General features: G+C 65.0%; 9 protein-coding genes. 6 read left to right on the top strand and 3 right to left on the bottom strand.

The features are described 5' to 3' along the window. Positions 1 to 140 precede the first annotated feature (140 nt). The 4 genes from BV106_RS38165 to BV106_RS07215 are packed head-to-tail and all read left to right on the top strand — an operon-like array spanning position 141 to position 5,689. On the top strand, positions 141 to 1,244 hold the full coding sequence (locus tag BV106_RS38165; RefSeq protein ID WP_038162626.1) for a glycosyltransferase: 1,104 nt from the start codon (positions 141 to 143) through the stop codon (positions 1,242 to 1,244). A gap of 22 nt (positions 1,245 to 1,266) precedes the next feature. Continuing rightward, a complete protein-coding gene (locus tag BV106_RS37125) occupies positions 1,267 to 3,588 on the top strand; it encodes a glycosyltransferase (RefSeq protein ID WP_051945327.1) in 2,322 nt (773 codons plus the stop codon). After that, complete coding sequence (locus BV106_RS07220) at positions 3,585 to 4,523, top strand: glycosyltransferase family A protein (protein ID WP_051945325.1); 939 nt, start codon at positions 3,585 to 3,587, stop codon at positions 4,521 to 4,523. Before BV106_RS37125 ends, BV106_RS07220 begins: the two co-directional genes overlap by 4 nt. Next, the gene (locus BV106_RS07215) at positions 4,520 to 5,689 is read left to right on the top strand and encodes a polysaccharide pyruvyl transferase family protein (RefSeq protein WP_038162623.1); all 1,170 of its coding nucleotides are present in this window, start codon (positions 4,520 to 4,522) and stop codon (positions 5,687 to 5,689) included. The genes BV106_RS07220 and BV106_RS07215 overlap by 4 nt, the downstream gene beginning before the upstream one ends. On the opposite strand, the gene BV106_RS07210 is transcribed toward BV106_RS07215, so the two are convergent. The 3 genes from BV106_RS07210 to BV106_RS07200 are packed head-to-tail and all read right to left on the bottom strand — an operon-like array spanning position 5,622 to position 10,441. Continuing rightward, positions 5,622 to 6,989, bottom strand: a complete 1,368-nt coding sequence (locus BV106_RS07210) for an O-antigen polymerase (protein WP_038162621.1) — start codon at positions 6,987 to 6,989, stop codon at positions 5,622 to 5,624. The two genes, BV106_RS07215 and BV106_RS07210, sit on opposite strands and share 68 nt — an antisense overlap. After that, entirely contained in the window at positions 6,986 to 8,281 is a 1,296-nt protein-coding gene (locus tag BV106_RS07205; protein WP_051945323.1) for a flippase, read from the bottom strand. The genes BV106_RS07210 and BV106_RS07205 overlap by 4 nt, the downstream gene beginning before the upstream one ends. Positions 8,282 to 8,305: 24 nt before the next feature. Further along, positions 8,306 to 10,441 (bottom strand): polysaccharide biosynthesis tyrosine autokinase, encoded by a 2,136-nt coding sequence (locus BV106_RS07200; protein ID WP_081891578.1) that lies wholly within the window; start codon positions 10,439 to 10,441, stop codon positions 8,306 to 8,308. Positions 10,442 to 11,103: 662 nt separating this feature from the next. Here BV106_RS07200 and BV106_RS07195 point away from each other — a divergent pair. Both BV106_RS07195 and BV106_RS07190 read left to right on the top strand, forming a co-directional pair. After that, the gene (locus BV106_RS07195; protein ID WP_038162616.1) at positions 11,104 to 14,538 is read left to right on the top strand and encodes a hypothetical protein; all 3,435 of its coding nucleotides are present in this window, start codon (positions 11,104 to 11,106) and stop codon (positions 14,536 to 14,538) included. 51 nt (positions 14,539 to 14,589) lie between these two features. After that, a complete protein-coding gene (locus tag BV106_RS07190) occupies positions 14,590 to 19,734 on the top strand; it encodes a GMC oxidoreductase (RefSeq protein ID WP_038162613.1) in 5,145 nt (1,714 codons plus the stop codon). Positions 19,735 to 19,762 lie beyond the last annotated feature (28 nt).

Below are 19,762 nucleotides of genomic sequence, written 5' to 3'. Positions count from 1 at the left end.
ACCCCTTCCTGCCCAAGCCCTCCTCCGTGACCAAGGTGGTGGAGTGCATCGAGACCCACCTGGCCAACGCCCTGCCGGCCGCCACCGGCTGACGCGCCCTCCTCACGACTCCATCCCGAAACCATCCAGCCGCGACGGGAATGAAACTCCAGATTGCCACCTCCAGGATCGCCTGGGTGACCCGGCGCGAAATCATGGAAGGGGAGGTTCTGCCCTCGAACCACGCCTGGGGGACGGACCACCTCTTCGCCCAGGGAGCGCAGCGCGTGCCCACCCGCCGGCTGGCGGCGCTGGACCGCGTGGGGGAGCATCTGCGCCTGGGCCCCAACATCACCGAGCAGATCTGGCTCTTCCTCCATCTCGACCGCTACGACTTCATCATCGCCAAGGACACGGATCTGGTCTGCATCCTCTGCGGGCTGCTCTCCCTGACGGGCAGGAGGAAGCCGATCTATGCCTTCCTCCACTTCCCGCTCCGGCACTCGCTCAAGGATGCGTGGCTGGAGTCTGGATGCAGCACCCTGCTGGCCCTGAGCGCCAAGATCCAGCAACTCTCCCTGGTGGAGCACCCTCGTGCCGCAGCCCAACTGACCACCCTGCCCTGGGGCGTGGATGTGCCCTTCTACGACCGCTTGCGGATGGAGGCCGGAGGCCCGCCACCGCCGGAGAACGGCCGGCTCAAGATCCTGCTCAATGGCATCACCGGCCGGAGCTTCAGTGCCTTTGTCGAGGCACTCGCAGGTGACATGGAGGTGGAGGTGCGCGTGCTGACCGACTCGGCGGAATTCATGGCGGAGATCCAGGAGATCCCAAACTTCAGCTCCATCCGCCGTTCGCAGGGGGAGCCCGTGCCCTACCGGGATCTGGTGGATCATCTGGTGGAGTGTGATGTGGTGGCCCTGCCGCTCAATCTCCCCCGGGCGACGGATGCGGAACTGATCGCCAACCGGGCCACGCTCTGGGGGATCACCGCGCTGCTGGAGGCCGCCGCAGTGGGTCGGCCTGTGTTGATGACCCGCAACCCGCTCATCGACCTCGACCTGGAGGCGGAGCAGTGCGGCCGGTTCGTGGAAACCGCCGATGCCACGGGCTGGCGTGAATCCGTGCAGTGGTGCCTGGCCAACCGCGCCGCCCTGCCCGAGATGGGGGCGAGAGCCCGGCGGCACGTGCTGGCACACCGCTCCATGCAGGACTTTCAGAACCGGCTGCAGCAGATCGTTGAGTCCCGTCTCGACGGAAGCTGAAGCCACCCACCCGTGCAGGACCATGGAAACAACGGTCTGGATCAACGCCCGCTTCCTCCCCCGCCCCGTGACGGGAGTGGAGCGGGTGGCGCGTGAGCTGATCACCGCGTTGTGCGACCGCCTGGATGACGAGGGGGCCTGGACTGGCCCGCAAGGCCTGCGATTGCACTTCCGGCTCATCACCCCGGCAGATGACCAGACGCCCTCGCCCTGGCCCAAGCTCCCAGTGGACCGGGTGGGCCGCGGGGGCGGTCACCTCTGGGAGCAGACCAGCCTGCTGGCCGCCACCCGGGCAGGATGGCTGCTCTCTCTCTGCAACACCGGTCCCATGCTGAAGCGCCGCCAGCTGCTCTTCATGCACGATGCCCAGACCTTCGCCATCCCGGGGAATTTCACCTGGAAGTTTCGCCTCTGGTACCAGCTCCTCTTCACGGTGGCGGGACGCATCTCCAGCGCCATCCTGACGAACTCCAGCTACTCCCGCGAGGAGCTGGTGAAACGTGTGGGGCTGGACCCCGCCGCCATCACGGCCACGTGGCTGGGGGTGGAGCATGTGCTGAGGGAAGCACCGGATGAAGGCATCTTTGACCGGCACGCGCTCCCGGCCGATGGCGGCTACCTGCTGGCCGTCTCCAGCAACAACCCCAACAAGAACTTTGCGGCGGTACTGAAAGCCCTCCAGCTCCTGGGTCAGGAGGCACCGCCCTGCGTGATCGCCGGTCATCATGATGCCAGGATCTTTGGCGAACTCCCAGCGGATGATTCCCGCATCGTGCAGGTGGGCCACGTGACGGATGCGGAGCTTCATGCCCTGTACGCCCGCGCCATCGCGCTGTTGTTTCCCTCCTACTATGAGGGCTTCGGCCTCCCGCCGGTGGAGGCCATGGCGCTGGGCTGTCCCGCCATTGTGTCCAGCACCAGTGTCATGCCGGAGATCTGCGGGGATGCCGCCCTGTACTGTGATCCCGCCATCCCGGAGACCCTGGCCGCCGCCATCCGCAGGTTGCACCTTGAACCCGGTCTGAGACAGCGGCTCATTGCCCGCGGCCGGGAGCGGGTGCAGCTCTTCTCCTGGGCCAACTGTGCAGAAGCCGCCCTGCAAACGCTGGCCCGCGAGGTGCGAACCCGCCAGCGGCAGGCGGGGGTGGTCGAAGCCCCCACGCGACCCAGCAAGCCGCCTGCCCGGCCCAAGCCCCAGCCCACCGCAGACAACATCATCCTGGCGCATGACTACCTCATCCAGATGGGCGGGGCGGAGCGGCTCTTCGCCTCCCTGCACCGCGCCTGGCCCCAGGCCCCCATCTTTGTGAGCGCCACGGATTATGAGCACCTGCTGCCCGGCTTCGAGGATGCCCACATCCACAACACCTGGATGCAGAACGTGCCGGGGCTGAACCGGCATCACAAGTCGTTGTTTCCTCTGTACCCGATGGCCTTCCGCTCGTTTGGCCGGCTGGACGGGGCCGCGGCGGTCGTGAGCAGCAGCGGCTTCTCCAAGTGGCTGCGGTTCACCCCGCGCACCCGCGTGTTCTGCTACTGCCACACCCCACCGCGGTTCTTCTGGCAGACGGACCATTACTTGAAGAATGAACTGGGCAGCCGGTTGCTCAAGATCCTGGCCCGCCTGTTCATCCTCTGGCTCCGGCCCGCTGATCACGCCTGCGCCCAGCGGGTGCATCATTTCATTGCCAACTCCGAAACGGTACGCCGCCGCATCAAGGACTTCTACGGACGGGAGTCCGTCGTCATCCATCCGCCGGTGGAGGTGGAGCGCTTCCGCCCCACGGCCGATCATGACGGTTATTACCTCATCCTCTCCCGGCTCGTGTCCTACAAGGGTGTGGACCGGGCCATTGCCGCCTTCCTGGAAAGCGGGCGGCATCTGGTCGTTGCAGGAAGCGGTCCAGACCGGGGCCGCCTGGAGCGGCTGGCCCGGGGCGCGGTAAACATCGAGTTTCACGGCAGGGTGGATGAGGCCCGGGCGGTACGACTGGTGGAGAGATGCCGCGCCTTTGTGCTGCCGGGCACGGAGGACTTCGGCATCACCCCGCTGGAGGCGCAGGCCGCCGGGAAGCCAGTGCTGGCCTACGCCGATGGCGGGGCCCTCGAGACCGTGGTGGAAGGTCAGACGGGGTGCCTGTTCACCGATCCCAGTCCGGCGGGCATCAACCGTGTCGCCTCCCTCCTGGAGGCCACGGACTGGGACCCCGCGGTGATCCGTCATCATGCCGAGCATTTTGCCGAGCCGCGCTTCATCCAGGCGATGCAGCAGTATGTGGACGAGCAGTTGCATGAACCTGTGCCGGTTCTTGAGGAGCCGCATTTCGCAGCGATCCGGTCATGAAGGAAACTCCTCCGCCCTGCTTCAGCCTGATCATCCCCACCCTGCACCGGGATGCGGAAGTCGCACGGCTCTTCCAGTCCATTCGTCAAAACACCCTGCAGGATCTGGAGGTGATCCTCATTGATCAGAACGAGGATGCCCGGCTGGATGACCTCTGCGACACCTATGCCAAGGTCTTCCCGTTGCAGCGGGTGAAGATCCAGCCGGTCGGAGTTTCCCATGCCCGGAATCACGGGCTGCAATTTGCCCGCGGCAGGCTGCTCAACTTTCCCGATGACGACTGCGAGCTTACTCCCGGCCTCTTGCAGCAGGCTGCGGACCGCTTTGCCGCCGATCCCGGCCTGGATCTGTTGTTTGCTCGATCCGTGGATCCGCAATCGCTCCAGAGTTCGGTCACCCGGTTCTCCACGCGGGCGCAGGCCGTGACGCCGCGCAATGTGTACAGTACCACGGTGGAGTTCACGATGTTCCTGAAGCGGGAGATCTTTGCCCAAGTGGGCCCGCTGGATGAGCGGTTGGGCGTAGGCACCACCTATGGTGCAGAGGAAGGTGCGGACTTCGTGCTACGCGCGCTCTATCTGGGGAAGAAGCTCCACTACGACCCGGCACTGGTCTTTCACCATGCACAAAAGACGGAGGGGTACGACGCCTCCGCTCTCGCCCGTGCCTACAGTTATGGCCGCGGCTTTGGGAGGCTCTCCCTCAAGCACCTGGTGCATCACCACCAGCCGGGTGCGGCCGTGAGGTTCGTTCACTTCCAGTGCCGGGCTGCCGCGGGCATGCTGCTGCATGCCGTGCGGCGTGACCTGCCCCGGAGCCGTTTTTACCTCGAATCCATCCTCGGCCGAACTGCCGGGCTCTGGAACGCCTGGCAGGACTTCCGCCGTCAGGGGGCGGAGGCCTGGGCATTGGAAGGAAAGGCTGCATCCCCATGAAAATCACGCTGAACGGCTACTACGGCTTCTCCAACTACGGGGACGACCTCTTCAACCTCACGAGCGTGCTGGGGGCGGCTCGCTGGTGGCCGGGGCATGATGTGGACATCCTGGGGCCGCCGGTTCATGGAATTGACGCCCACTTTCGGGTGCCGTCATGGTTTCCCAATGAACTCTACACCGCCCCGGGACTGGGAGGAAAGCTGAGCCGGCTGGCCTTTCTGACAGGCGCGCTGGCCGCCCGGGATCTGCTGGTGTATGCCGGCGGCTCCACCCTCTCCCACGGCAGCCTGCTCAAGAAACTCCAGCGCGTAGCCGCCGAGCGGGGGTGGACGAAGTTCGCCGCCATAGGTGTCTCCGTGGGGCCCTTCTCCGATGCCGCGGATGAGGCGGAGGCCGCGCGATTCCTCCGGCAGTTCTCGTACGTCGCGGTGCGGGACCAGCAGTCCCTCACGATGCTGGAGCGCATGCGAGTGCCCTACCAGCCGGTCATGGCCCGGGATCTGGTGGGGGCTCTGCCCCTGCTCCTGCCCGGGAGTTTCTGGGAGGAGCCCGCTCCCGCCGCCCCACCCACGCTGGGGGTGTCCTTCCGGTTCTATGAAAGTCACTCCGGTGGTGATGTAGAACGTGAACGGGTGCGCAATGCGGCCCTCATGGAAGGGATCTGCCGCCATGCGAAAAGGAGGGGGACGAGGGTGCGCATCTTCTGCCTGAACACGCACCCGCGCTGGGGTGACATGCCCCTCTGCTGCGAGCTTCAGGACCGTCTGGCATCAGAGGGCCTGTTTGCCGAGATCATCACCAGCGATGACCACCTGCTCGGCTGCTGGCACAGCCTGGCTGCCTGCCACGCCGTGCTCTGCGTGCGCATGCATGCCGGGATCACCGCCTACCTCAACAACGTGCCCTTTGCCCTCGTGGAGTATCACGAGAAATGCACCGACTTCCTCGACGACATCGGACAGCCCTCCAGCCTCCGGGTGCTGGCTGATGCCGCGGATCCAGAGGAAGTGGCGGCATTGATCGAGCGGCTCCTGCGCAAAGAAGGACACCCCGCGCTTTCGCCGGAGACCTATGCGCTGGAGGCGGCGGCAAACTTCACGGCGGCACCGTGGGCGACCCCGGCGACACCGAGGCCGGAGGCGATGCCCGTCGCCGTACGCTGAACCACTCTGCCACTTGAAACTCCTTTCGTGCGATCATCCACGCCACCAGCAGGAAAGCCCATGCGGCAAAGGTGCGCCCGGTGGTGAGGTAAAAGATGCGCACCTGGTCCGTGAGCCCCATGAAGAGAAAGGGATAGAGGAACAACCCGGCAAGCGATCCGCGCCGGAAGGCCCGATAGAGGAGCATGACCACCCCGCCAAAGGCCGCCCAGAACACCAGCCCCGCCGGCACTCCTAAATCGGTGAACACCACAAAGATGCCCGTGGGGTTGTTGAACTCCGGATTCCCATCCTCCGCCACCAGGACGGCGGCCAGCTCCGCCGGATCATCCGAGCCGCCGAGGAGGTTCCTCAAAGGCCTGCCCAGCAGCGGAAAACGCCAGAGCCACTCCAGGGTGGCATACGGGAAATAAAGCTCGCCCATCCCGTGCCAGAGCAGGGCGCCGTTGTTCAGCGCGGTCACATAGTACCCGGACAGCCGCACCAGGCTGAAGCGCAGCAGTGAAGTCTCGCCCTGCGCCGCGTAGTAGCCCCATGACCGGAAGTACTCGCTGGCCGTAAACATCCCGTAAAGGAGCACGATGCCCAGAAACGGCACGAGCTGCAGCAGCAGCTTGCGCGCTGGCGAACTCCGGGCCACCACCCCCAGTCGCAGCCAGAGTAGGAAGCCCGGCAGCAGCATCTCGATCAAAGCGAGGCGCTCCGCCAGAAACACCGCCCTCACGAAAGTGAGCCCCAGCAGCAGGAGCATCGGCCAGCGCACCCGTCGCCACCCCAGGTGATGGGCCAGGAACACGCCCACCAGCCAGGTGCCGATGCCCGTCTGGGTGAAGCTGGTGATGCCGGTGATCGCAGCGTCCTTCCGCAGGCGGATCAGCTCAAAGATGCTCCCCTGCTCCAGGCGCAGCACGCCGACGAGAATGCCGGGCCCGGTTTCCCGCAGGATGAGGGCAAACCAGAGCAAATACGCCGCCGAGGTCACGGCCACGCCGATGTAGAACCAGAGCAGCAGCAACTGCCAGCCAGGCTCGACCTCACCGGAAGCACTGACGCGGAGACGCGGGCGGAGCATGGCCCGATCCACGGCGATGGCCACTAAGGCCCCCAGGGCAAAAGCGGCCGCCACCGCCAGGCACAGCTGGAGATCGGCACCCGTGAAAAACTTGGGCATGCGCCAGTAGGCCTGGTAGTCGGTTTCAGGAATCACCCAGGCCGCCCAGGCCACGGCCAGGAGCGGGAGCACCAGCACCCAGCAGGGATTCCACCACCACAGACCACCCGTCGTGTCCGGTGCTTTCATGAGGTAACCTGCGCCTCCGGGAGCGGGTTCCTCTGGAAAGGGTTGAGCCCCTGCCGCCACAGCAGGATGAAGACCGCAAAGGTGATAAAACCCTCCGCTGCCAGTACGGCCCAGGCGGCCCCCGCCGCCTGAAAAGCGGGCACCAGGAGAAACACGAGGCCCACGTTCAGGGCCGCCCCCGCCATGACGATCCGGTTGTAGATGCGGTCAAGGCCCAGCGGGAACATCCACCGGATGCCCATGACGCTGTTCACCGCCGCGAAAGGGCAGACCAGACCGAGCACCCGCAGCACGGGCACCGCCGCATCATAACCGGAGCCCAGGAGCCACGGCACCCACCAGGCGGCCCCCAGGGTGAGGACCAGTCCCAAGCCGGTGCCAACCACGGCCACCAGCAGTGTCCCCTGGCGCACCGTGGTGCGGGCAGCGGGCAGATCGTGTTTCACCAGCCAAGCCAGTCGCGGATACAGCACCTGATTGACCGGCCCTGTGAGACTCAGGATGCCGCGCATCATCCTCTCCGGCCCGCCGTAGAAACTCACCGCCGCGGGCGGGGCCAGGAGTCCTAGGAAAAAACTGTTGGCCCGGGTGTACACATTCACCAGTGCCGCAAAGAGGAAGAAGCTCCAGGCCTCCCGCAGAGACCGCCACGCCCCGGAGAGAGTGCCCAACCCGGCCCCGGTCTGCCGGTACATGATCCCCAGCGTGATCAAGAGGGAGCAGGACAGGGCCGCAGCCTGATACACCAGCACCATGGCCGCGTCCTCCGGCGACCTGACCCAGATGAACACCGCCAGCACATAGAGCACCCGGCACGCCACCTCCAGCACCGCAGGCAGGCGCATGCGCTCCATGCCCTGAAAGTACCACAGGGGGCTCAGCCCCTGGGCCAGCCCCAGCCAGCAAGTGCCCACCATGAGAATGTGCCCGCCAGCGCGAAACTCGGGCACACTCCACCAGAGCACGAGTGCTAATACGACGGCCAGCAGGCACAGCCCCAGGCGACCCGCCATGACCTCGGTCACGATCTGCCGCACCTTCTCCGGCTCATCCGCATGGCGGGCCACCTCACGCGTTGCGGAGTAGGTGAACCCATACTCCACCAGCAGGCCCAGCCAGATGGCCGCGGTCTGCGCAAAGAGCACCGTGCCCCACGGCCCTGGACCAAGCACCCGGGCCACATACGGGATGAGCACGAGGGGCAACAGGGCATTGGCAAACGTGACGCCATAGAGCGCCAGGGCATTCTGCACCAGTCGCTCACGGCAGAGGCGGGTGATTCGATGAAACATCGCAGCAGGGAGGGTTCTGGATGTTCACTTGTAGTTGCCGTAGCTCCCGTATCCCAGGGAGCTCCGGGGGACCTGATTGAGCACGAATCCCGCCGGAGGCCCGCCCGCTGCCCGGGTGAGCATCTGCTGCGCCCTCGCGACGGCCCGGCCGGACGTGGCCCCGGCCCGCACCACCAGGCAGGTGTGATGGGAATGCCCCACGAGCCGCAGGGTGTCACTCACCGGCAGCACGGGGGCGGAATCCATCACCACCCGGTCATAGGAAATAGCAGCCTCCTTGAGCAACTTCTCCAGAGCGGGCGATGCCAGCAGCTCGGAAGGCCCCGTGATGCTGGCCCCGGCGGTGAGCACAAAGAGATGCTCCAGCTTCGTCGGGCGCACGGCCTCCGCCAGCGTGGCCCTCCCCTGCAACACCTCCGCCACACCAGGATGGGCATCCTTCCCAAAGAGCTGCAGCCCCACCCCGGGCACTCGCAGGTCAAAATCCACCAGCAGCGTGCGGTGCCCTTCCAGCGCCAGAGACGCGGCAAAGTTCACCGCGCAGAAGGTCTTCCCCTCCCCGGGCAGGGCACTGGTGAAGATGTAGGATCGGCTGTCTCCGTTGGAGCCATGCAGACTCAGGACTGCCCGCAGGGAGCGCAGGGCCTCCGACGCAGGAGCCGCTGGCTGGTCCAGCAGAAAGATCCGGTGCTGCCCTTCACGCAGACGGGACTTGGGCACTGCGGCGATGGCGGGGATGCCCAGATGCCGCTCCGCTTCCTCCACACTGGTGAGGGGCGCATTAAACCATGCCGGGACCAGCGTGGTCAGCGTGCCTCCTGCCAGACCGAGCAACAAGGCCACGGCCAGGGCGGCCGCCTTTCGCGGACTGACAGGACGGTCCGGCACGGTGGCGGGCTCCACCACGCGTACCGCCCCCTGCTCCACCCCCTGGACGATCTGCGTTTCCTTGAACTGCTTGAGCACCGCATCATAGAGCGTGCGGTCAGACTCCACTTCTCGCACCAGGGTGTTGTACTGGATGGAGATGTGGCTCAGGTCCAGCGCCTGCTTTTCCTGGGCCTTGAGGGCCGCCTCCAGCTTCTGCTCCGTCTCCTGCGCAGCATGCAGCGAGGTCTTGAGATGCTCGGCCGCGCCTTGGGCCGCCTTGGTGAGAGACAGGTTCAACTTGGCCAGTTCACTCTGCGCCTGGAGATAAGTGGGATGCCGCGCGTCATAGCGCTCTGCCAGACTGGCCAGCGCCGCCTCCTTCTCCGCCACGCTCTGTTTCAGGGCCACCACATCAGGGAGGTTGCCGATGCCCGCCATCGCGAGCAATTGAGCCGGACGATCCTGTGCCTGGGCGACCGCGGCCACGTCCGCCTCCAGCTTGATGCGGGCGCTCCGGGCTTCACTGAGGCTCTTGTTCAGATCCTTGAGCGACTCCACCACAATGTTCTGCGTCTGCTCCAGCGACACCGCCCGTTTCTCCTCCCGATAAGCTTGCAGCTTCTGTTCCGAGTCCTCGAGCTTCCGCTTCAGGCGTTCCAGTTCACCCGTCATGTAGCCATGCGCCGGCCGGGAGGCCTCCACCTTCTGTTCAAAGTTCAGGCGCGTGTACTCCGCCACCACCGTCTGGCTGAGCTGGGCTGCGAGCGTGGGGTCCTGAGCGCTGACAGTGATGTCAATCAACCGGGTGCCGCGTCGCAATCCCACTTTCACCCGGTCATTCATGAGCCGGATCAGGCTGGCATCTGAAGGAGCCTCCGATTTCCCGCGTGGAAGCAATGCCATGAAGCGTGCCATCACCCCTGGACGTTCGTTCTTCAGCCGCGGGTCATTCAACAGATCCATGCCACGGGCGACCCGCAAAAGCAGCTCTGTGCTGCCCAGATTCTGCTCAATGGTCCGCAGGACATCCACGGTGCGGAAGTCCTCCCGCTCCACGTCCTTGCCTCCCACCAAGGTGGGGCCCTGCTGCTCCACCTGCACCACCGTCCGTGCCTCATACACCGGCGGAGTCAGAGCCAGCCACCCTACTCCCAATCCCAAGGCCAACACCACCACGGCGGCCAGCCACATCCATCTTCGTCGGAAAGCACCAGTGAGGGCCGTCCAATCCCAAGCCCATGATGGATCTCCCGGGAGATCGCCTCGCGCAGAAGGGGTGCTGGAAATCATGCAAAGGAGCCTCCAAATGCGCTGCCCGTCGTCCGACTGGAACGACAAGCATCGCGATTGGAAGAGGGGCTCCTTCCAATTGTTTTGATTTGATAAAAGATACCAAAAAAACGATCGGCGTTAAAGCGTAATCCCTCTCCTCGGATAGGGCACGTTCGGGCAGGTCCATGAGGTGCCCGACTTTCGCCCGTTTCCACGCTCGAGCGCTCGTTCTCAAAGCCGTCATAAACGGGCTTTTTACTACCCTCTGTGGGTGAATACCTGACAGCCATGTCAGGAAGCCGCGTCAGGGCATCCTGGGGCATTCCGGCCTGCTCCTTGGAGCAGCGCGCAATAGCCTGACGGACAACAGCGGGCAAAACCTGCCCCCCGGTTGTAGGCAAAACCTTGCGGGGTTTTCATCCCTGTTGACGGACAGACAAAATCCAAGGCCCGTGTTTTGTTGATGTCCTAATGGGTTTGCAGGGATCAAGGGGACAATGGCCGGCCGTTCCAGAACGGAGCCGGACGAATTGTGAACGGCGGCAGCGAACTGCCGATGCCCTCCCCGTGCCGCACCCCGATGCCGGATGGGACCACCCTGCGGCATGCCCAGCCCTCCGCAGACTCCCCGCCGGACTGCCGCGTCTTTTGTTTCCTCTAACTTCAGCCGTCCACCCCTCATGATGATGAAAGTGCCCACCTCCATCAGGCCAAATGGCAGCCCCTGCCCTCCTCAATCCCGCCCAGGCCGCTGTGCCCTGCACCCTCTGGCGGTGACACTGGTCTCGACACTGCTCCTCTTCACCGTCTCCACACCCTTGGCCGCCCATGATGCCGGCACCACCGGCACGGCCAGTACCGGAAAATCCGGCGGGAGCACCTACGGCGGCCCGTACAATCCTGAAAGCGGTGGTGTGCCGCCGATGATTGCCGAGCTGCGCAAAGCCATCGATCCAGATGAGGCGGTCGATGAAGCCCTCGGTGGGAAAACCATCCGTGGAACCCCCGTTTACCCGCGCACGGCGGAGTGCTTTCCCGCAGAGCAGCGCGATGTCTTCTGGCAGATGGACTGGGTGGCAGATCCCACCTCGGGGGTTTTGAAGCCGCTGGACTATGACGTGAACCGGGACGGCAAGGTGGATGACAAGGAGCGTAACGCGATTCGCGGACGAAACACCTGGCTGCTTTGGGGCGGCGGGAACGACACCTTCTGGGGCTGGCTGCAGGAGCAGGGCTACGGCATCACGGATTTCCTCGTCCTCATGGATTCCCGGCAGCGGAACAACCGCTTCAAGTCCGCAGGCATGATCAACCAGCCCGGTTTTCGAGGTGCTGGGCCCGATGAACGCATCCTGGGGCTGTACATCGACCGGCCAGACGGAGACAAGGCCCTGCTCCGGCCCAAGACCTTCAACGCTGAGAATGAGGAAACAACGGACGCCCAGGGCCGGGCGGTGAGCCCGCCCGTGGGCCTGCCCAAGCCGCCCTCCAGCCACCGGGGCACGGATCTCTTCAAGCCCGGCGACCCGGATCTCTACTACAAGGTGCAGGCCATGATGCCTCGCGACGGGCTCGACTACACTGTCTATGGCTACCCCAGCGGCATCTTCGGCCTGCGGCTCATGCTCAACCCGGACTTCTTCGGCGATACCGATGACGCAAAGCAGGCCCGGGCCTACTGGAAGGAGCGAGTCGAGAGCTCCACGCACTCCAGCTTCTACACTGACCCGAAGATCAACAAGGACCGGAACCTCATCCGACCCTTCCGCGTGAGCATGTCCTGCGGCTTCTGCCACGTGGCCCCACACCCGCTCAACCCACCGGCTGACGTGGAGAACCCTAAATGGGAAAACCTCTCCTCTGTGATCGGTGGCCAGTACTGGGAGGCCCAGCCCATCACGGCGAACTTGCTCCCACGCAACAACTTCCTGCACCACTTCCTGGCGAGCCAGCCCCCCGGCACCATCGACACCTCCCTGGTGAGCACGGACCAGCTCAACAACACCAACGTCATCAACGCCGTGTTTGACCTGCCGGCCCGCATTGCCCGGGCCAAGGTGAAGCCCCCGGAAAAGCAAAGCCCCACCAACCTGCTGCTGGAGAGTCTGGAGGATGGGGAGCCAGCTCGTTACACCCTTGAACCTCCACCGGCCGGCAAAGACCTGCGTCACTTTCCCATGGTGCTCTTCCCCGGTGAAGACAGCTGCGGGGTCTTCGCCGCCCTCGCCCGAGTGCCGCTGAACATCGGCGTCTTCTCGGAGCAGTGGGCCCGCTGTGACAACCCGGTGATCGGGTTCACGAAACAACGGCCCTTCTCCATTGCCACAAACCGGACCAACTCCGTGTACTGGAACGTGAACGAGAAATACCGCGTGGGCTACATGGCGGACTTCTTCCTGCTGGGAGCCAGCGGTACCGTGCCGAAGAGCACCGCGCCCATGAAGCTGAAAGACGCTGGCCCGCAATGGCTGCCCGATGGTGCGGCGACGGTGGACGGCGCAGGCAAAGCGGTCACGGAAGGCGGCAAACACCTCACCACCGATGCCAATCTCCTGGCCAAAGGACGACGCGTCTTCCTGAACAACTGCTCCATCTGCCACTCCAGCAAGCAACCTGATGGCTTTGACCTCCGTTTTGCCGAGGACTGGGAGAGCAAGCCGGTGCCCAAGCTGGATGAGCCGGCCGTGTACACACTCCCCTCCCGCTACGGGGAATGGGAGGCCTTCCGCGCCAGCCCGATGATGGCGGACTTCCGTGCCCGCATGCAGGCCCTGGCTGGTGACGGACCCGCTACCCCGGATGCCGAGGATGCGTTCATCAAGGACAACTTCCTCTCCACTGAACTGCGCGTGCCAGTGACCCTGGTAGGCACCAATTCTGCCCGCGCCATGGCCACCAATGCCATCCGCGGCAACGTCTGGGACAACTTCTCCTCGGAGTCCTTCAAAAATCTGCCTTCCGTGGGGGACATCTACTTCTACAACGTCGCCACCAAGACGCCCGATGACCGCTACAACGATGGTCGGGAAAAAGGCGGCCCAGGGTACTATCGGCCCGCCTCGCTCATCAGCGTGTGGAGCACGGCACCGTACTTCCACAACAACGCCCTCGGCCTCTACAACCAGGATCCCTCGGTGAAGGGCCGCATGGAGGCGTTCGACGACGGAATTCGCAAGCTCCTCTGGAATGAGAAACGCCCCACCTACACCACGTACGGAGATGGCAAAGCGCTCTATGTGCCGCCGGGCGACCTGCGTCGCGACGGCGGCCCCTACAAGGAGGACCCCGGCTACATCTACCGTCTGCCCAATGACACGATGGTGGAGTTTGCCCCCTCCTTTACCGAACCCCTGATCACCGGCGTGGCGGGCAAGTTTGCCTTCCGCCTGCTCAGCGTCTGGCTCTGGGTGATCCTGGCTCTGCTCTTCCTGGCCGGGTTCTTCTGGGGTCGGGCGCGTCATGCGGGCATCCTGGTGATCCTGGTGGCCGTGCTCATCGCCGGCGTGCTCGCAGGCACGGGATTGGGCGGCATGGGTGGCACCGTGCCGGGTGCCCTGATGATGGCCGCCAGCGGCATGCTGGAAATGGCCCACTGGCTCTGGTGGCTGGCAGTGGTGGCGGTGGCCGCGGTGGGCTTGTGGCTGCTACTCACCAACAAGGAGCCGCGCAAGCTGGTGAGGTGGCTCTTTGCCCTCCTCTTCATCGGCACCTTCCTGGGCGGCATTCTGGCCAACAAGTTCCTGACCGGTCGCCTGCGCGATGTGCCCCTGCCCCTGGCCGTCCTGCCAGACAGCCTGCTCAGCGGCGACTACAAGGGCGTGAACGTGGGGCCCATCCCGCGCGGCACCCCGGTGGACCTCCTCATGAACCTGGATCCGGAGAAGAAGGGCAAGCTCCCGGCCGCCATCCTGGGGCTGGTGCGCGCCACGGTGGACATCAGGAAACAACACCTGACCGGGGACGACGCCTACAAGGTCTTCAGCGAGAAAGCCCTGCCCGGCCTCGTGGAGGCGAGCAAGTGCCCGGACTACGTGCTGGATCGCGGCCACTTGTTTGGGGAGCAGCTCAAGCCTGACGAGAAAGAGGCGCTCATCGAGTTCCTCAAGACCCTCTGACCTCATTCCTCCAGATCCCGTCATCTCATCTCACCTCACGTCACGCCCCGCATGAGCCAGGAACTCCTTCAACAGGCACAAAGTCCCACCGACACCCCGTTTGACTACATCATCGTCGGCTCCGGGGCCGGCGGTGGGCCGCTGGCGTCCCGTCTGGCGCTGGCGGGCAAGCGGGTGCTGGTGCTGGAGGCGGGGCGGGACCCGCTGGAGCACAAGTCCAGCGTCTTTCCCACTGCGGGACCCGGGGAGGTCAACCAGGTCCCGGGCTACCACGGGGCGGCCACCGAGGACCTGGAGATGAGCTGGCAGTTCTCCGTGCGGCACTATGCCGATGACGCCCGGCAGAAGCTGGATGACAAATACAACCGGCTGAACCAGCCGGTGCCCAACGGCCAGGCGGCTGCGGATGCCCCCGACGGCAAACCTGCGGACACGCCTTATCCGTATCACGACCGTTTCCTCGATCCCACCGGCTGGGACAAGAAGGGCAAGGGCGGCGTCTTCTACCCCCGGTCCGCCGGCCTGGGGGGCTGCACCGGGCACCACGCCATGATCATGGCCGCGCCCAACGACAAGGACTGGGAGTACATCGCCGAACTCACGGGGGACAACACCTGGCGGGCGGAGAACATGCGGGGCTACTTCGCCCGGATGGAGCGCAACCTCTACCGCAAGGCGTATGACCAGTGGTTCCGCAAGCTGCTGGGCATCTTCTACAAGGGATACCAGTGGATCGTGCTCCAGTTCGACCCGCGCGCGGTGCTGGATGACGGCGGGCATGGCACCAAAGGTTGGCAGCCCACCAGTTTCATCGATCCCAACCTCGTCACCGGAATCGCCCGGAAGGACCGGAACTTCTTCAACGTGCTCATCGGCACCGCGCTGGCCGTCCTGCACCAGGACAAGCCGCTCATCGGCATGCTGAAGCAGGCCCTGGTGAAGCTGCGCATCGTGCAGCACATCGACCCCAACGACTACAACACCCGCCGGACCAGTCCGGAGGGTGTCTTCCTCATCCCCACGGGCATTGAGAGCAGCGATGCCATGGACTACAAGGGGCGGTTCCTCCTCGGCCGCCGCGCCGGGGTGCGGGAGCTGCTCTTGAAAACGCAGGCGCGCTTCCCCGAACGCCTCGTGATCGACCAGGGCGTACACGTGACCAAGGTTCTCTTTGAACAAGCGGAGGGCGAAGCCCCCCGGGCTGTGGGTGTGGAGCTGGCCCGCGGCGACTACCTCTATGAAGCCAGCCCCCTGCAGACCAAGGGCAACGCCCCGGGCGAACGCACCCGCTACTTCGCCGCACGGGAGGTCATCCTCTGCGGCGGGGCCTTCAACACCCCGCAGCTCCTGACCCTCAGCGGTATCGGCAATGAGCAGGATGTCAATGCGATCAAAGCCAGCCAGAAAGGCGGCAAAAACGCACTTCCCACCCCGGCGCTGACGGGGATCGACGGTCAGCCCCTCAAGAAACCGGGCAGTGCGGAAAATACCGGGTTCATCCATCTCCCCGGCGTGGGCCGGAATCTGCAGGACCGGTACGAGGTCACCATCGTGAGCGAGGTGGCGGAGGACTTCTCCACCCTGAACGGACTCTCCTTCACTCCCGGCGATGACAACGACCCGGCCCGTCTCCAATGGCTCAAGGACAAGAGCGGTCTCTACCGCACCAACGGCGGGGCGGTGGCCGTGCTGCGCCGCTCCAAGGTGGTGCAGGAGGCGGAGGAACCAGAGCCGGACCTCTTCACCTTCGGGGCACCTGCCGCCTTCCGCGGGTACTACTGGGGCTGGTCACGGGAGCTCTTCCGGCCCACCCTCGGTGCCGCGAAGGATCAGCGCAACATCTGGTCCTGGGTGATCCTGAAAGGCTACACCCGGAACAACGACGGCTACGTCAAGATTCGTTCCTTGAACCCGTTCGACGCTCCGGAGATCTGCTTTGACTCCTACAATGAAAAGGCGCGGGAATTGCAGAACCGGATGAAGGCCTATCAGGCCACCGGACTGCCCATCCCACCCGCCCTGCTGGAGCAGCAAGAGTCCATCGACCTCAACCTCAAGCAGAGCGAGCGCGATCTGGAAGCCATCGTGGATGCGGTGAAGTTCATGCGGGACATCAACCGGCGGAACCCGCGGGAGTTCGTCCACGAGATTCAGCCCGGGCTGGACAAGGAGGACGGCTCCAATGCGCTGCGGGAGTGGATTCAAACGCAGTCCTGGGGTCACCACGCCTCCTGCACCTGCCGGATCGGGGCAGATGCCTGGCAGGCGGATCCTTCCAAACTTGTGGACAAGGAGGCGGTGTTGGACAGCCACTTCCGCGTGCACGGGGTGCAGGGCCTGCGCATCGTGGATGCCTCCGTCTTCCCCCGCATTCCCGGTTATTTCATCCTCACGCCCATCTTCATGATGAGCGAGAAGGCGGCGGACACCATCCTAGCGGAGGAGGATCGCGCGAGCTACCCCGCCATTGTGGAGGACCGCGAAGCCCGCGCCATCCTGAGCCGGCGCAACAAGGCGTATCCCGACCGGCCACCGGTGCCCGTGGCTGCCAACGCCCTGGAATCTGGCAACCCTGCCAATGATGAACTGCCGGCCGTGCGCCATCCGTTGATCAAGCTGCCCAAGGACGCCGTGGGCCTGGCTTTCTCCGGCGGCGGCATCCGGAGTGCCACCTTCTGCCTGGGTGTGCTGCAGGCGCTCGCCACCCGGAACCGGGTGCGGGATCTGGACTTCCTCTCGACCGTCTCCGGCGGCGGGTTCACGGGTAGTTTCCTCGGACGCCTCTTCACCCGCCCCACCGTCAATGCTCCGCCGCCCGGGGAAACCGGTCCGGCCGACCCCTGTGGGGCCGTGCAGGATGTGTTGAAGAACACCGCCTCACCGCCGCTCTGGTGGCTGCGCACGAATGCCAACTACATCTTCGCCACAGGAGGCGAGGATCTGCGGCTGAATCTGGCCGTCTTCTGGCGCAACATCTTCACCGTTCATCTGGTGGTGGGCTCGCTGCTCTTCGGCCTCTTTGGTCTCGCGGCGCTCGTGACCAAGAAGCTGGGTCTGCCCAATGGCCCCTTTGTGCTCGTAGGCGAGCTTTCCCCCTGGTGGATCCTGCCCGCCCTGGCGCTGGCGTTGGGCGTCCTGCCCGGCACCCTGGCGTATTGGCTTGCACCCAAAGGCGGCTCCACTCGACCGTATTCACCCTACGGCCTCTTTGCCTGGCTCGTACTCCTCACCGGCTCGGTGGCCGCGCTGACGAGCCCGGAATCCCTCCCCTACGGCGCAGGTGCCGGAGCCATCCTGCTCCTCTCCTGGTTGTGGCAGGAGGTGGTCCGCTGGGGGGCAACCCGGGGTCTCCCGGCCAAAGTTGCCCCGCGCATCCTGGGCACCATCGTTCGCAATCGGCTGAGCCTGGCGCTGGGGGAGGTGGCCATCATCTTTGCCGCTGTCACGGGCTGGGCGCTGTTGGACACGGTGGCCCGGCTCGCCGCTGAGAAGACGGTGACCGTGCTCTTCGTCGGCATCATGGCGGCGGTGGGCCCCGGTTTGCCCATCCTGCGCTGGCTGGGCATGAAGGCGCTTCAGCAGGTCAGTGCGGCCGGGCGTGAAGGCCTGTCCCTGGCACGCCTTTCCAAGCTCGTCGGCATTCCCCTGGCGATCATCCTCGTCTTCATGGTGGACCTGCTCGCTCATGAGCTGGTCATGGCGGATGCGGGTATGTGGGGCGTGGGCTCCATCGTCCTGGCGCTCATCTTCTCTTTTGTGATCGGCAGGGCCTTTGATTTCCTGAACCTTTCCTCGCTCCACACGGCGTATGCAGCCCGCCTCACCCGCACCTTCCTGGGTGCCTCAAATGAAGAGAGGGTGTACGGGGGCACCGCCGATGATGCCACGGATGTGAAGCAGGCTCATCCCATGGACGACGTGCCGTACGACCTGTACCATCCCGAGCGCTCCGGGGGCCCGCTCCACCTCATCAATGTCTGCCTGAATGAGACCGTGGACCTCGCCTCAGATCGCGACATCCGCAGCCGGAAGGGACTGCCCATGTGCGTCACGCCAGAAGGGGTCACCGTAGGTCGGCGCTACTTCGCCGAATGGACGCATCCCGACGCCTGGCCGAAGTGGCAGAAACGCCGCCGCTGGCTGGAAGGTCTGGACAGCGATGATGCCAATGCCGTAGGCAAGCGCCGCAAGATCGCCCTGCGCGCTTTCCCTGTAGGCAGCAACCCCAACGCCTTTCACGTCCTGGCCAGCAAGGAGAGCGACAGCGCCGAGGTGGAGCCGCTTTCCCTGGGTGCCTGGACCGCCGTCTCCGGTGCCGCCTTCTCCACCGGATCCGGCCGCAGCACCACGTTCACCATGTCCCTCTTCCTGGGTCTGCTGAATGTGCGGCTGGGCTACTGGTGGGACTCCGGCATCCTGGCCAGTGAACGGCCCGGTCGATTCCCCGACACCATCTGGCGGCGCATCAAGAGACTGCCTGTTTCCTTGTACCGCATGCAGAGCATGCTGCTGTCTGAGTGGCGCGGCCGATTCCATGGGGCCTCGCGCTGGTTCTGGTACCTGAGCGATGGCGGTCACTTTGAGGTGACCGGGCTGTACGAACTCGTGCGCCGACGGCTGCCCTTCATGCTGCTGGTGGATGGCGGCGAGGATCCCAAGTACCAGTGGACGGATCTGGCGGATCTCACGCGGACCGTGCGCACCGACTTCGGCGCGCAGGTCGAGTGGCTAGAGCCGAATCGCGATGCCGCCTGTCCCCTGCGTCCCGCTGGCAATGGCTCACCCGGAGAAGCCGACCAGCCGATCGTGCCAGACCCCTGGGATGTGTGGGAGGATGCTGCCATCCGTCTGCCGCAACCCACCTGGGTGGAAGGATCCCCCCCGCTGCCATCAGAGATGGTCAGGGCGTGGCTGGACCCCGAAAGGCTCGGCGGCATCCGCGAACTCCAGCGCGGCAGTTCCCGCCACGCGGCACTCGCCCGCGTGACCTATGCCTCCGCACCGGGGGTGGTCTCATGGCTCGCCGTCATCAAGCCCGGTGTGGGCGGCACGCTCACGGAGGACATCCGGAACTACGGCGACCGCTACCCGGACTTCCCCCAGCAGTCCACTTTTGACCAGTTCTTCGACGATCCGCAGTGGGAGAGCTACCGGGCCCTCGGCCAGCAGGTGGCACTCCAGGTGTTGCGGTCTTGAACCCCGTCTCCGCACCGCTTCCGCCCCT

The sequence above is a fragment of the Verrucomicrobium sp. BvORR106 genome (assembly GCF_000739655.1).
Lineage (GTDB): Bacteria > Verrucomicrobiota > Verrucomicrobiia > Verrucomicrobiales > Verrucomicrobiaceae > Verrucomicrobium.
Note: the sequence above shows the minus strand (reverse complement) of the source record. Positions and strands in the feature narration are given on the sequence as shown.

What these genes read in the sequence shown, in the direction of transcription:
- BV106_RS07205 (WP_051945323.1), bottom strand. Translation starts at nt 8,281, where the DNA reads ATGTTTCATCGAATCACCCGCCTCTGCCGTGAGCGACTGGTGCAGAAT.
- BV106_RS07220 (WP_051945325.1), top strand. Translation starts at nt 3,585, where the DNA reads ATGAAGGAAACTCCTCCGCCCTGCTTCAGCCTGATCATCCCCACCCTG.
- BV106_RS37125 (WP_051945327.1), top strand. Translation starts at nt 1,267, where the DNA reads ATGGAAACAACGGTCTGGATCAACGCCCGCTTCCTCCCCCGCCCCGTG.
- BV106_RS07215 (WP_038162623.1), top strand. Translation starts at nt 4,520, where the DNA reads ATGAAAATCACGCTGAACGGCTACTACGGCTTCTCCAACTACGGGGAC.
- BV106_RS07190 (WP_038162613.1), top strand. Translation starts at nt 14,590, where the DNA reads ATGAGCCAGGAACTCCTTCAACAGGCACAAAGTCCCACCGACACCCCG.
- BV106_RS07195 (WP_038162616.1), top strand. Translation starts at nt 11,104, where the DNA reads ATGATGATGAAAGTGCCCACCTCCATCAGGCCAAATGGCAGCCCCTGC.
- BV106_RS07200 (WP_081891578.1), bottom strand. Translation starts at nt 10,441, where the DNA reads ATGATTTCCAGCACCCCTTCTGCGCGAGGCGATCTCCCGGGAGATCCA.
- BV106_RS07210 (WP_038162621.1), bottom strand. Translation starts at nt 6,989, where the DNA reads ATGAAAGCACCGGACACGACGGGTGGTCTGTGGTGGTGGAATCCCTGC.
- BV106_RS38165 (WP_038162626.1), top strand. Translation starts at nt 141, where the DNA reads ATGAAACTCCAGATTGCCACCTCCAGGATCGCCTGGGTGACCCGGCGC.